11 protein-coding genes are annotated in these 12,521 nt (G+C 73.4%); 8 read left to right on the top strand and 3 right to left on the bottom strand.

The features are described 5' to 3' along the window. The first annotated feature begins 392 nt into the window (after positions 1-392). From OIB37_RS17610 to OIB37_RS17585, 6 genes are all read left to right on the top strand, one after another. A complete protein-coding gene (locus tag OIB37_RS17610; RefSeq protein ID WP_330458563.1) occupies positions 393-2,681 on the top strand; it encodes an aminoglycoside phosphotransferase family protein in 2,289 nt (762 codons plus the stop codon). Between the two features lie 50 nt (positions 2,682-2,731). Beyond that, positions 2,732-3,226 carry an HAD domain-containing protein gene (locus OIB37_RS17605; protein ID WP_330458562.1) on the top strand — a complete coding sequence of 165 codons (495 nt, stop codon included), beginning with the start codon at positions 2,732-2,734 and terminating at the stop codon, positions 3,224-3,226. 389 nt (positions 3,227-3,615) lie between these two features. After that, entirely contained in the window at positions 3,616-4,491 is an 876-nt protein-coding gene (locus OIB37_RS17600; protein WP_330458561.1) for a peptidase S1, read from the top strand. A 178-nt stretch (positions 4,492-4,669) separates the two neighbouring features. Then, a complete protein-coding gene (locus tag OIB37_RS17595) occupies positions 4,670-5,206 on the top strand; it encodes a helix-turn-helix domain-containing protein (RefSeq protein ID WP_330458560.1) in 537 nt (178 codons plus the stop codon). An 85-nt stretch (positions 5,207-5,291) separates the two neighbouring features. Continuing rightward, positions 5,292-5,891 carry a hypothetical protein gene (locus tag OIB37_RS17590; protein ID WP_330458559.1) on the top strand — a complete coding sequence of 200 codons (600 nt, stop codon included), beginning with the start codon at positions 5,292-5,294 and terminating at the stop codon, positions 5,889-5,891. A 109-nt stretch (positions 5,892-6,000) separates the two neighbouring features. Continuing rightward, positions 6,001-6,357 (top strand): DUF2516 family protein, encoded by a 357-nt coding sequence (locus OIB37_RS17585; protein ID WP_330461877.1) that lies wholly within the window; start codon positions 6,001-6,003, stop codon positions 6,355-6,357. 94 nt (positions 6,358-6,451) lie between these two features. Here OIB37_RS17585 and OIB37_RS17580 read toward each other — a convergent pair whose 3' ends face one another. From OIB37_RS17580 to OIB37_RS17570, 3 genes are all read right to left on the bottom strand, one after another. Further along, positions 6,452-7,756, bottom strand: coding sequence for a PP2C family protein-serine/threonine phosphatase (locus OIB37_RS17580; protein ID WP_330458558.1), 1,305 nt, complete (start codon positions 7,754-7,756; stop codon positions 6,452-6,454). Between the two features lie 406 nt (positions 7,757-8,162). After that, positions 8,163-9,260 (bottom strand): C40 family peptidase, encoded by a 1,098-nt coding sequence (locus OIB37_RS17575; RefSeq protein WP_330458557.1) that lies wholly within the window; start codon positions 9,258-9,260, stop codon positions 8,163-8,165. Between the two features lie 343 nt (positions 9,261-9,603). Continuing rightward, positions 9,604-10,392 carry a class I SAM-dependent methyltransferase gene (locus OIB37_RS17570; protein ID WP_443058167.1) on the bottom strand — a complete coding sequence of 263 codons (789 nt, stop codon included), beginning with the start codon at positions 10,390-10,392 and terminating at the stop codon, positions 9,604-9,606. A gap of 251 nt (positions 10,393-10,643) precedes the next feature. Here OIB37_RS17570 and mshA point away from each other — a divergent pair, with 251 nt between their 5' ends. Together mshA and OIB37_RS17560 are read left to right on the top strand one after the other, a co-directional pair. Next, complete coding sequence (gene mshA / locus OIB37_RS17565; RefSeq protein WP_330458556.1) at positions 10,644-12,020, top strand: D-inositol-3-phosphate glycosyltransferase; 1,377 nt, start codon at positions 10,644-10,646, stop codon at positions 12,018-12,020. Further along, positions 12,013-12,513, top strand: a complete 501-nt coding sequence (locus OIB37_RS17560) for a YbjN domain-containing protein (RefSeq protein WP_330458555.1) — start codon at positions 12,013-12,015, stop codon at positions 12,511-12,513. The genes mshA and OIB37_RS17560 overlap by 8 nt, the downstream gene beginning before the upstream one ends. The last annotated feature ends 8 nt before the right edge of the window (positions 12,514-12,521 follow it).

Genomic DNA, 12,521 nt, shown 5'->3' with positions numbered 1-12,521 from the left:
CTCCCGGAGGTCGTGACGGGGGAGGGCGGCCCTGCCGGGGGCCGTGACCGGGGAGGGTCTCCCGGGTGTCGTGACGGGGGGAGGGTGTGACGGGGCGGCTCGGGCGTCGCCTACGTTCGAGGGGCATCCCCGTGCGATAGCATCCGCGCCATCGACCGGGCCACCGCCCGGAGCCGTACCCCCCTCGGGCCACCGCCCGGATCCGCGCGCGATCCGTACCCGATCCGCGCGCAAGGTGGACGAACGAGCCGTCCCGGCCGACCGGCACATGACGTACGACCTGCCATCCGCCGGGGCCGGCTCCCCCTGATGTCGTCCACCGCCCGGGCATCACTTCCCTCCCACCGTCCCCAACCGCGCGTTCGCCGCGCGATCGAGCCCCGGAGCGGCCAGTGGGCGCACCATCCGTCCCCCACGGCACTTTCGGGGGGCGCGCCGGCAGCGCCCGGCCGCACGCCGTCTACCGCGCGTTCGCGGACCTGGCCGTCCGGCAGGGCGAGGCGATCGGGGGCTTCCACCACCACAACCACGTCATGCCGCTGACCGAGCCGGTGGCACGGCTCATCGGCCGGGAGCCGGGTACCGCCGTGACCGTGCGGGTGCGCCGGCGGGACGTGCTGCCCGTGGTGATCCGGACCTGGCCGAACGAGGCCGAGATCCTGCGGTCCCTCAAGGGCGTCCTGCCACATGTGCCCGAGTGCCTGGTGGAGGGGGACGACTTCGCCATCCACAGCCATGTGGAAGGAGTTCCGTTCGCCGGCGTCTGCGGTGACGGCGAGCCCGTGGACGAGCCGCTGATCCGGGAACTGGCGGGCCTGTTCGCGCAGAACGCCCAGGTGCGCGGCGCGGCCCTGCCGCCCCTGCCGGCGCCGTGGCCCCGGAACCACACCGACAGCCAGGGCTTCCTCCGGGTTCTGGCCGGCCTGGCCGACACGCGGATCCGGCAGCCCAACCGGTCCTGCTTCGGCGGCCTGTTCGCCGCGCTCGGTGTCCCCGAGGACGCCCTGGTCCGGCTGGCCGAACGGGTGCCCGCGATGTCCCGGCGGCCCTACGTCCTGCTCCACACCGACCTGCACCGCGGCAACCTGATCATGTCGACCGCCGGTGATCCGCCGCTGGTCCGCGTCGACTGGGAGCTGGCCGGCTACGGCGACCCGCTGCACGACCTCGCCACCCACCTGGTCCGCATGCGCTACCCCGCCCGTCAGCGGGACACGGTCGTGGAGGCGTGGGCGTGCGCCATGCGCGAGGTGCGTCCCGCGGCAGTCAACGGCGTGGCCAGGGATCTGCGGCACTACGTCGCCTTCGAGCGGGCCCAGTCGGTGTACCCCGACGTGATGCGGGCCGCGACGAGCCTGGAGGAGTCCTTCGACCAGAAGAGCCTGCGGGCGGCGACGGCCCGGGTGCGCGGCGCCCTGGAGGCGGGCGCGGAACCGCTGCGGCTGCCGCATGTGCCGAGGGAGCGGGAGATCGAGCGGATCCTGTACCGCTGGGCCTCCGCGCGCCCCGGCGCCCCCGTCTGGCGCGGCGACGGCGCCCGGCACGGCAGCGCGGGACGGGGCGGGCCGGCCGCGCGGGCGATCGACTGGAAGCCGGACCCGCGCGTCCCGGAACACCCCGACTTCCCGCACACGGCCGTCGGGGACGCCCTGCTCCTGGAGGGCGCGGCCCCGGCCGACCGGGTGTTCAAGGGCACGGCGCACCTCAACTCCGTGCTGCGGGTGCCCGGCGTCCCCTTCCCCGTGATGATCCGCCGCAAGGCCGCGGACGTCACCCGGCGCGAGCGCAGCTTCCTCAGCGAGCACGCCGTGCTCACGGAGATCGAGCTGTCCGGCGCGGCGGTGGCCGCACCCCGGGTCCTGGCTCTCGGGCACAGCCGCGCGCGGGGCCTGTCCGGCATCCGTACGTACTCCGGGGACGACTTCGCCGTCCACACCTACGAGGGGCCGGACGACCCCGGCCGCAGGCCCGGCCACCCGGTCGACGGCCTGCGCCCGCACGAGGCGGACGGCCTCGTCGACCAGCTGGCCGCGCTCACCCGGGTCGACTGCTTCCGGGTCGACCCGCTCACGGACCGGCCCGAGTTCTACGGCTGGCTCAGCGAGCAACTGGTGGCGCTGGTCGACGGCCTGCCCGGGGAATCCCGGCGAATGGCCCGCTTCCTCGGTCTGCCCGACGCCCCCCGGCTGCGCGAGATCCTCGCCCGGCACCGGGTCACCGCCCGCACCGAGGCCCTGCTGCACGGCGACCTCAACCCCTGGAACCTGGTGCGCCGCGACGACGTCCGGGCGCTGACCCTGATCGACTGGGAGATGGCCCTGGTCGGCGATCCCCTCCACGACCTGGTCCGGCACATGCACCTCACCCCGACCCGGCCGGAGATCCGGGACCGCATGTTCCGCCGCTGGGAGGGCCGGCTGGCCGAGCGGTACACGCGGAACTGGCGGCAGGACTGGCGCGTGTACCGGTGGATCGAGATCGTCAGGTCGGCGTACGTCGACCTCGACCGGCTGGTCACCGGGGCGAGCCTGGACGCCCCCAACGTGCGCCGGGCGCTGGACTCGTACGCCATGACCCTCGCCGCCGCCACAGGCTCGCTCGGCCTCTCGGCGCCGCGCCGGGCGAACCCGTATCTGGCGCGGGCGCTGGCCTCCCTGATCCGTTCGGGCGGTGCCGCGTAGGCTCCCGTTCTCCCGGCCTCCCGGACGGCCGCGATGACGGATCCTGTGAGGTGAGGCTGCTCTTCCTCGACGTCGACGGCCCGCTCATCCCCTTCGGGGCGGACCGCGCGTATCAGGCGTACGACCACGGTGTCGCCGTGGTGCGGAACTGTGCCGCCCCTCCGCTGCTGCACCGCGTCGACCCGGCGCTGGGGCGCCGGCTCGAGGCGCTGGGGTGCGAACTGGTGTGGGCCACCACGTGGATGGAGGACGCCAACGACTGCCTGGCTCCCTGGCTGGGGCTGCCCCCGCTGCCGGTCGTGGAGTGGCCGGACGAGGAGGAGCCGCCGGGCCTGCTGCACTGGAAGACCCGCCCGCTGGTGGCCTGGGCTGCGGGGTGCCCCTTCATCTGGATCGACGACGAGATCACCGAGGCCGACCGCGCCTGGGTCGCCGTCCACCACGAGGAACCGGCCCTGCTGCACCGCGTCGACCACCGCTACGGCCTGGCGGAGGCGGACTTCACGGTGTTGCGCGAGTGGCTGGCGTCGTACGACGGCAGGTGAGGCGGCGCGGCGGGAGCCCGCACGGGACGGTGCCCGCGTCGGACGGTGCCCGGCCGACGCGATCTGCGGGAAGCCGAAACCGAAGACCTCGCGCGGCACCGTCACCCTCCCGATGCCCGAACCGCCTCTCGCCACCTGTGACGAGACGGCCCGTCCGTCTGTGACATCCGGGCCGTCCGCCCGGGTCCCCCTGATGGCGGTGCGGCATCGGCCATCGCGGTGATCCGCACCGGGACGCGCCGCAGGAGACACGCGGGAGGGGCGGAACGAGGTCGACTGGCGTCGTCAGTCTCCGGGGCGCCCTGCCCGCACGCCGGCGGCAGAGCACGGAAAGGGCATGCGGCGCACCTTCTGCGTACGGGAGAAGAAGAGTGAAAAAAAGGGTTTTGATGCTCCTCGCCGTTGTGGCGGCGGGTGCCGCGGTGGCCGGGACGGCGGCGACGGGTGTCGCCGCGGTTCCCTCCACGGTCTCCGGCGACGGCGGCGACCGGATCGGCATCGTCAAGGGCACCGGTACCGCCTACGCCAAGGCGGGCCCCCTCAACGCGCTGTGGACGACCGAGGCCGACGACATCAAGCAGATCGTGCTGTCGGGGCGGCGCATCGGCGTGCTGAGGGCCGACGGCAACGCCTATGTGAAGGACGGCGGCCTGGACGCCCAGTGGAAGTGGCAGGCCGACCACGTCAAGCAGATCGCCCTCTCCGCCGACCGGGTCGGGATCGTCAAGGGCACCGGTACCGCCTACGTCAAGGTGGGCCCCCTGAGCGCCCCGTGGAAGGGCGAGGCGATCAACGTCAAGACGCTGGAGCTCTACAGGAACCGGATCGGCATCGTCAAGGGCAACGGTGTCGCGTACGCCAAGGAAGGCGCCCTCGACGCCCCGTGGCAGCTCCAGACCGGCGAGGCCGTCGACATCGACCTGAGCGGCAACCGCATCGGCGTCCTGAAGGGCGACGGCAACGCCTACGTCAAGGAAGGCGCCCTCGACGCCGGGTGGAGGTGGCAGGCCGACCATGTTTTGCAGCTGGAGCTCTCGGGCAGCCGCATCGGTGTGCTGAAGGACGACGGCGTCCTTCACGTCAAGCAGGGCGCGCTCAGCGCCCTGTGGCACCAGCAGTCCACCCACGCCATCCAGTTCGCCCTCTCCGGCACCCGCGTCGCCTACCTCGAGGACACCGGCGTCGCGTTCGCCAAGCAGGGCGCCGTGAACAACACCCAGTGGACCCGCGAGTCCGACCACGTCACCGAGATCGCCCTCTCCTGACGCGTGGCCACTCCCGCTCTACGGGTGCCGGCACTTCCTCGGGGAGGGGCCGGCACCCCGCCGATCAGGGGGTGGCCGGCTCCGGGAGCGGTCTGCCCGGGTGAAGCCCCCCGCCGTACGGCACACTTTTGCAAGCAGGTGCTTGCAATTGTTAGCAAGGGTGGGGCAAGGTGGAGACATGGCATCGCTCAACGTCGGCAATCTCGGTGAGTACCTGCGCGAGCAGCGGCGCAACGCCCAACTGTCGCTGCGGCAGCTCGCCGACGCCGCCGGGGTGTCCAATCCGTACCTGAGCCAGATCGAGCGCGGGCTGCGCAAGCCCAGCGCGGAGGTGCTCCAGCAGGTCGCCAAGGCGCTGCGCATCTCCGCCGAGACGCTCTACGTCCGCGCCGGCATCCTCGACGCCGAGCGGGACGGGGAGGAGCGCCTCAGGGAGGGCGCGACGCGTGCCGTCATCCTCGCCGATCCCTCGCTCCACGAGCGGCAGAAGCAGGCGCTGCTCCAGATCTACGAGTCGTTCCGCAAGGAGAACGGATTCGGGGTCGGCGAGGCGGAGAAGGCGGCCGGCGAGGCGGGGGACGCGGAGGGGGACACGCAGGACCGGCCCGGTGACACCGGCGTACCGAACGACACCTCCGGCCCGAGCGGCACCGCCGTACGCGGTGACGGGCAGGCCGGCGGCAGTGATGCCGGTCCGCGGCGGGCGGCCGGATAGGCGGGACCTCCACAAGTCAGCCCACGGCCGCGCACCGCGGACACAACAACCCTCAGCCGAACGCGAATCCGGGAGGACCACCACCATGGCCATCAGCGACGACCTGCGCAAGACCTTCAGCGACCCGACCCCGTTCTACTTCGCCGCCGGTACCGCCGACCTCGCCCTCCAGCAGGCCAGGAAGGTGCCCGCCCTGGTCGAGCAGCTGCGCGCCGAGGCCCCCGCCCGCATCGAGAAGGTGCGCGGCACCGACCCGAAGGCCGTGCAGGAGCGGGCCACCGCCCGCGCCAAGGAGGCGCAGGAGAACCTCCAGACCAAGCTCAACGAGTTCATCGGCACCCTCGACGTCGACCTGAAGAAGCTCGGTGAGAACGCCCAGGACCTCGCCCTGCGCGGTGTCGGCGTCGCCGCCGAGTACGCCGTCAAGGCCCGTGAGGCCTACGAGAAGGTCGCCGAGCACGGCGAGCAGACGGTGCGGACCTGGCGCGGCGAGGCCGCCGAGGAGATCGAGGACCTGGCCATCGCCGTCGAGGGCAACCCCGGGCCCGTCGCGGGCCAGGAGGAGTCGAAGCCGGCCGAGGCCCGGGACGAGGAGAGCGCCGCGGCGAAGAAGCCCGCGGCGAAGAAGTCCCCGGCCGCCCGCCGGACCGCCCCCGCGAAGAAGACGACCCCGCCGGCCAAGTGACGACCGGGGCCGACCGGGCGTGGACGGGCCGGGCACCCTTGGGGTGTCCGGCCCGTTCTGCGGGTACGGTGACGGCGTACGGGCCGGGAGACGACAGGCGGTGGACGGCATGCTGATGCTGGGCTTCGACGGGTTCATGGGGATCTTGAAGATCGTCCTCGTGGCCCTGGCCGCGTTCGGCCTCTTCGACGCCGTGTTCCGGCGCGAGGACGCCTTCCGCGCGGCCGACAAGCAGAACAAGGTCTTCTGGCTGATCATCCTGGGCATCGCCCTCGTGGTCAGCCTGCTGTTCTCGATCCTGTCCATCCTGCCGATCGCCGGCCTCGTCGCGAGCATCGTCTACATCGTGGACGTACGCCCCGCGCTCAGGCAGGTCTCCGGCGGCGGCGGTCGTGGCGGCTGGGGCCGCCGCCGCGGCGGAAGCAGCAGCGACGGCCCGTACGGCCCCTACAACGGCGGCCGGTGACGTCGTCCGGTCACGTCGGCCGGTGACGCTGCCCCGGCCCTACGCGGCCGGTGACGCTGCCCCGGCCCTACGCGGCCGGTGACGGCGTCCGGCTCTACGGCGTGCTGTCCAGCAGGACCACCGCCACGTCGTCCGTCAGCTCGCCGCCGTTGAGGTCGCGGACCTCGCTCACGGCGGTGCGCAGCAGCTCCTCGCCGCGCAGGCCCCCGGCCAGCTGGCGGCTGATCATGTCCAGCATGCCGTCCTGGCCGAGCCGTTCCCCGTCCGTGCCGACCCGGCCCTCGATCAGGCCGTCGGTGTAGAGCATCAGGCTCCACTCGGTCCCCAGCTCCACCTGCGTCCGCGGCCAGCGGGCGCCGGGCAGCATGCCGAGGGCGGGGCCGTTGTCGTCGTACGGCAGCAGGTACGGGGCCCGGCCGGGGGCGGCGAGCAGCGGGGAAGGGTGGCCGGCCAGGCACAGGCCGGCGCTGCGGCCGTCCGGGGCGATGTCCACCGTGCACAGCGTCGCGAAGATCTCCTCGTCCGAGCGCTCGTGCTCCAGCACCTCCTGGAGCGTGCCCAGCAGCGCGTCGCCGCTCAGCCCGGCCAGCGTCAGCGCCCGCCAGGCGATACGCAGCTCCACGCCGAGCGCGGCCTCGTCCGGGCCGTGGCCGCAGACGTCGCCGATCATCGCGTGCACGGTGCCGTCCGGGGTGCGGACGGCGTCGTAGAAGTCACCGCCGAGCAGGGCGCGCGAGCGGCCGGGGCGGTAGCGGGCCGCGAAGCGCAGCGAGGAGCCTTCGAGCAGGGGTGTGGGCAGCAGGCCGCGCTCCAGGCGCCGGTTCTCCTGCGCGCGCAGCCGGCCCTCGGCCAGGCGCCGCTCGGCGGTGTCGGACCGCTTGCGCTCGACCGCGTAGCGGATGGCGCGGCTGAGCAGGCGGCCGTCCAGCTCGTCGCGGAACAGGTAGTCCTGGGCGCCCACGCGCACGGCCTCGGCGCCGCGCTCGGCGTCTGTGGAGGCGGTCAGGGCGAGCACCGCGTGCCGGGGCGCGAGCGCGAGCACGTGCCGCAGTACGGCCAGCTCGTCGGCGTCGTCGCCGTCGGCGCGGCCGGGGGCCGGGAGCGCGAGGTCGAGCAGGATGCAGTGCACGTCGTCGGTGAGCAGCCGCTCGGCCTCGGTGAGGTTGCGGGCGGTGCGGACGCGGATGGGCTTGCCTGCGGAGTCCAGCAGGTCGGGCACGATCGCGCCCGCCGGGTCGTCCTCGATCAGCAGCAGGGTGAGCGTGGCGCTGGTGGAGCCGTGGGCCGTGGCGGTTCGCTGAACCTCTTCCTTGAGGGAGCCGCCGACAGCGGTGGCGTCCTGCGCCTGACCACTTTCCACGGCCGGGATCGCTCTCTGCCGCGGTATGGGTACGGGCATGGTCCTGGGTTCCTTCCCTCCCCCCGAGGGCACGGCGGGCTCGAGGGACCTCGACCCACCGACGGGGACCATAGCGGTACAGGCCGCTCCGATGGAATGGTGTGAGCCGCGTCGCTCCGGCCCAGGCCACTGTCATATGCCGCGATCCGTAACGCAGTTGGACAGGACGGCGCGGGAACGGGGATGACGAAGCTCACGTACGGCCCCCGGGCGGACGGGGGTTGGCCGTGCGGTGGGTCACACGGGGCCGCGCGGGCGCCCCGCACCCCGGAAAGGGGCGCCCGGGGTGGGGGCCGTCACGTGACGCGGGTCACGCGTGCGGACCGTGTGGTGCGTCGCGGGTCACGTGTGTGGGCCGTAGGGCGCGTCGTGGGTCACGCGTGCGGGCCGTGCGGTGCGTCATGGGTCACGCGTCCGGTCGTACGACGCCCAGGATCGGCATCGTGCCCGCGCCCGCGACCGTCACCGTCCGCCCGGGGCGCGGCGCGTGGATGATCCTGCCGTCGCCGATGTACATCGCGACGTGGGTCGCGTCGGCGAAGTAGATGATGAGGTCGCCGGGGCGCATGTCCTCGACGGGGACGTGCGGGAGCTGTTTCCACTGCTCCTGCGAGGTGCGCGGGATGGGGTGGCCGGCCTTCGCCCACGCCTGGGAGGTCAGCCCGGAGCAGTCGAAGGAGTCGGGACCCTCGGCGCCCCAGATGTAGGGCTTGCCGAGCTGGGCGGTGGCGAACGCGACCGCCTTCCTGTCCTGTGCGGAAGCCTTGCCGCTGACCTCCTTGAGGACGCCGCTGCCCAGCCAGGCGGTCTGCGCCCGCTGGGCGGCCTGCCGTTCCAGGCGTGCGAGCCGCTCCCGCTCCTTCTTCTCCAGCTGGGACTGGAGCTTCTCGGCGCCGGCGATCCGCTGCTTGATCTCCTTCTTGGCGGCGGCCTTGGCCTTGCGGTTGGCCTCCAGCTTCTGCCACTGCGCGGACGCCTCGTCGGCGTACTGCCGCAACTGGCGCTGGGTGCGGCTCATTTCGGTGATCAGCTTGCTGGTGGCCCGCTGGCCGTTCAGCACCGTGCCGGCGCCGTCGACGACCTGCTGCGGGTCGCCGCTGAGCAGGAACTGGGCCGTGGGCGGCATCCCGCCGTTGCGGTACTGGGCCCGCGCGGACGCGCCGGCCTGGTCCTTCAGCGTCTTCAGCTTCTGCCGGCCCTCGGCGATCCGCTTCGTCAGCTCGGCGATCTGCGCGGACTGAGCCTTCGTCTGCTCCTCGGCCGCGTTGTAGGCGTCGGTGGCCACGGCCGCGTCGTGGTAGAGCCCGTCGAGCTTCTCGCGGACCTGTTCGAGGTCCCTGCTGGGCGGGGGAGCCGGCAGAGCGTTCGAGGTCGCGCTCGTGCTCGGCGTGGGGTCCGGTGTGCGAACCATGGAGGCGAACGCCGTACCGGGTGCCGCCAGCACGGTGATCGCGCAGACCACGGTCACGGCGGCGGCGAGCAGGCCGCGCTTGCCCATTCCCATTGCTGTGCCCCCAGGTTGATTTACCGTCAGTAACGTACGGGCGTCCGGGGGATCGTGTCACGAACGGGCACAAAACGACAGAGGTTGCGACAAGTCGGATTTACGTGTCGGATGTCGGCGCCGAATGGCCCCTCCCCTCACGCAATTCCCCCTCGCCCCTGCGGATACGACGATCTCCCGCCGATGTGACGAACGACGCACGGAGATCGTTCCCGGACTGGGCGGACTGGGCGGACTGGGCGGACTGGGCGGACTGGGCGGACTGGGCGGACTGGGCGGACTGGGCGGACTGGGCGGACTGGGCGGACTGGGCGGACTGGGCGGACTGGGCGGGCCGGCGGGCTCAGCGGGTGCCCGGCGCCAACGCCTCCCACGTCACCGTGACTTCGCCCTGCCGCCAGCGGGACGGCCCGTCCGTCACCGGCCAGTCGGCCCGCAGGTCGCGGACCGCGCGGATCCAGCGCTGGCGGGCGCCGTAGGAGGCGTAGGGCGCGGCGGCCGCCCAGGCGCGGTCGAAGTCGCGCAGGAAGGCGTGCACCGCCTCGCCGGGCACATTGCGGTGGATGAGCGCCTTCGGCAGCCGTTCGGCCAGGTCGGACGGCCGTTCCAGCGAGCCCAGCCGGGTCGCGAAGGTCACCGTGCGCGGACCCTCCGGGCCGAGCGCCACCCACACGTGCCGCCGCCCGATCTCGTCGCACGTCCCCTCGACCAACAGCCCGCCGCGTGAGCCGCCGCCGGCCGGGGTGAGCCGCGCGCACAGCCGCTCCCACACGGCGGCGACCTGCTCCTCGTCGTACTGGCGCAGCACGTTGGCGGCCCGGATGAGCGCCGGGCGTCCGGGGACGGGGACCTCGAAGCCGCCGTGCCGGAAGGTCAGCCCCTCGCGCTCGTACGGCCGGGCCGCGGCGACCCGTTCCGGTTCGATCTCCACGCCGACCACGCGCGCGTGAGGGGCCACCGTGCGCAGCCGGGCGAGCAGTTCGACGGCGGTCCAGGGTGCGGCGCCGTACCCGAGGTCCACGGCCACCGGGTCGGCCGCGCGCCGCAGTTCGGCGCCGTGCGTGGCGGCGATCCAGCGGTCCATGCGGCGGAGCCGGTTGGGGTTGGTGGTCCCGCGCGTCACCGTTCCCACTACGGGGGTCCCCCCGGCCTTGCGGAGCCGAGAGTGGGGGAGGGACGTCGCGCGGGCTGCCATGCCTTCGAGGGTAAGCGGGAGCGGGGGCGCCCCCACGCGCGACCGGATCGAACGGTTGAGCGAGAAACGGTCATGATTCGGTAAAGCCGCTTGATCGGGAAATGGCAGGGCCCCCATCCGCTGTTGCACCCCCTTGGAGGGCACGGACGACCCTCCGGCAGGCATGCCCGCAGCAAGGAGGACGCCACGTGAGCCAGTACGTCAGCAGGCTCGGGCGTCGCTCCCCCGCGGCCCCCGCACGGCTGCGACTGCTCCGCCGGCCCCGCCGGGTCGCCATGCTCTCCGTGCACACCTCACCGCTCCACCAGCCCGGCACCGGCGACGCGGGCGGCATGAACGTCTACATCGTGGAGCTGGCCCAGCGGCTGGCCGCGATCAACATCGAGGTCGAGATCTTCACCCGGGCCACGGCAGGCGACCTGCCGCCCACGGTCCCGCTCGCCCCCGGTGTCCTCGTCCGGCACGTCGACGCCGGCCCCTACGAGGGCCTGGCCAAGGAGGACCTGCCCGCCCAGCTGTGCGCCTTCACGCACGGCGTGATGCAGGCCTGGGCCGGCCACCGCCCCGGCTACTACGACCTCGTCCACTCGCACTACTGGCTCTCCGGCCACGTCGGCTGGCTCGCCGCTCAGCGCTGGGGCGTGCCCCTGGTGCACGCCATGCACACCATGGCCAAGGTCAAGAACGCCAGCCTGGCCGACGGCGACACCCCCGAGCCCGCCGCCCGCGTCATCGGCGAGACCCAGATCGTCGCCGCGGCCGACCGGCTCATCGCCAACACCGCCGAGGAGGCCGACGAGCTGGTCCGGCACTACACGGCCGACCGCTCCCGGGTCGCGGTGGTCCATCCCGGCGTGAACCTCGACCGCTTCCGCCCCGTCCCCCAGGGCTCGGGCTCGCTCGTGGCGGCCACGTCCGCGGACGCCCGGGCCGCAGCCCGGGCCCGCCTCGGCCTGCCCCAGGACGCCCTGATCCCGCTCTTCGCCGGCCGCATACAGCCCCTCAAGGCGCCCGACCTCCTGCTGCGGGCGGTCGCCGTTCTGCTGGACGAGCGCCCGGAACTGCGCTCCCGGATCGTCGTACCGGTCGTCGGCGGACCCAGCGGCAGCGGTCTGGCCAAGCCGGAAGGGCTGCAGAAGCTCGCCGCGCGGCTCGGCATCGCCGACGTCGTACGGTTCCGGCCGCCGGTCGGGCAGGAGCAGCTCGCCGACTGGTTCCGTGCCGCGTCCGTACTGGTCATGCCCTCCTACAGCGAGTCCTTCGGCCTGGTCGCCATAGAGGCCCAGGCGGCCGGCACGCCGGTGCTCGCCGCCTCGGTCGGCGGTCTCCCGGTGGCCGTGCGCGACGGCGTCACCGGCTTCCTCGTCCAGGGCCACGACCCCGCCGACTACGCGCGCGTGCTGCGCCGCTTCGCCGACGACCCGTCCCTCGCGACGACCATGGGCGCGGCCGCCGCCGCGCACGCGCGGGCCTTCGGCTGGGACGCCTCGGCGGCCGCCACCGCCGACGTCTACACCGCCGCGACCCAGGCCCACCGCCGTCGCGTACGCTCCCAGCATGGGTGATGTCGAGAAGACCGCGCAGGTCGTCGAGGACGCGCTGAAGGACGCCGAACTGGAGTGGGAGAGCCCGCGGCCCGGCACGTACGTCGTCAAGCTCCCCGGCACCCACAAGCTCTCCACGACCGTCTCGCTCCTCGTGGGCCGCCACACCCTCTCCCTCAACGCCTTCGTCGTCCGCCACCCCGACGAGAACGAGGCCGCCGTCCACCGCTGGCTGCTGGAGCGCAACCTCAAGCTGTACGGCATCAGTTACGCCGTCGACAGCCTCGGCGACATCTACGTCACCGCGCGCCTGCCCCTGGCCGCCGTCACCGCCGAGGAGATCGACCGCCTCCTCGGCCAGGTCCTGGAGGCCGCCGACGGCGCCTTCAACACCCTCCTGGAGCTGGGCTTCGCCTCCGCGATCCGCAAGGAGTACGCGTGGCGGGTCTCCCGCGGCGAGTCCACCCGCAACCTCGACGCCTTCAGCCACCTGATCCAGCGTCCGGCGGACTGACCGGCCCG

The sequence above is a fragment of the Streptomyces sp. NBC_00820 genome (assembly GCF_036347055.1).
In the GTDB taxonomy this organism is placed as follows: Bacteria; Actinomycetota; Actinomycetes; order Streptomycetales; family Streptomycetaceae; genus Streptomyces.
This window is presented reverse-complemented; position numbering and strand designations above follow the sequence as displayed.

Excerpts from the sequence above, each read along its gene's own strand:
- OIB37_RS17600 (WP_330458561.1), top strand. The coding sequence starts at position 3,616 with ATGCTCCTCGCCGTTGTGGCGGCGGGTGCCGCGGTGGCCGGGACGGCG.
- OIB37_RS17595 (WP_330458560.1), top strand. The coding sequence starts at position 4,670 with ATGGCATCGCTCAACGTCGGCAATCTCGGTGAGTACCTGCGCGAGCAG.
- OIB37_RS17590 (WP_330458559.1), top strand. The coding sequence starts at position 5,292 with ATGGCCATCAGCGACGACCTGCGCAAGACCTTCAGCGACCCGACCCCG.
- OIB37_RS17585 (WP_330461877.1), top strand. The coding sequence starts at position 6,001 with ATGCTGATGCTGGGCTTCGACGGGTTCATGGGGATCTTGAAGATCGTC.
- OIB37_RS17580 (WP_330458558.1), bottom strand. The coding sequence starts at position 7,756 with ATGCCCGTACCCATACCGCGGCAGAGAGCGATCCCGGCCGTGGAAAGT.
- OIB37_RS17575 (WP_330458557.1), bottom strand. The coding sequence starts at position 9,260 with ATGGGAATGGGCAAGCGCGGCCTGCTCGCCGCCGCCGTGACCGTGGTC.
- OIB37_RS17560 (WP_330458555.1), top strand. The coding sequence starts at position 12,013 with ATGGGTGATGTCGAGAAGACCGCGCAGGTCGTCGAGGACGCGCTGAAG.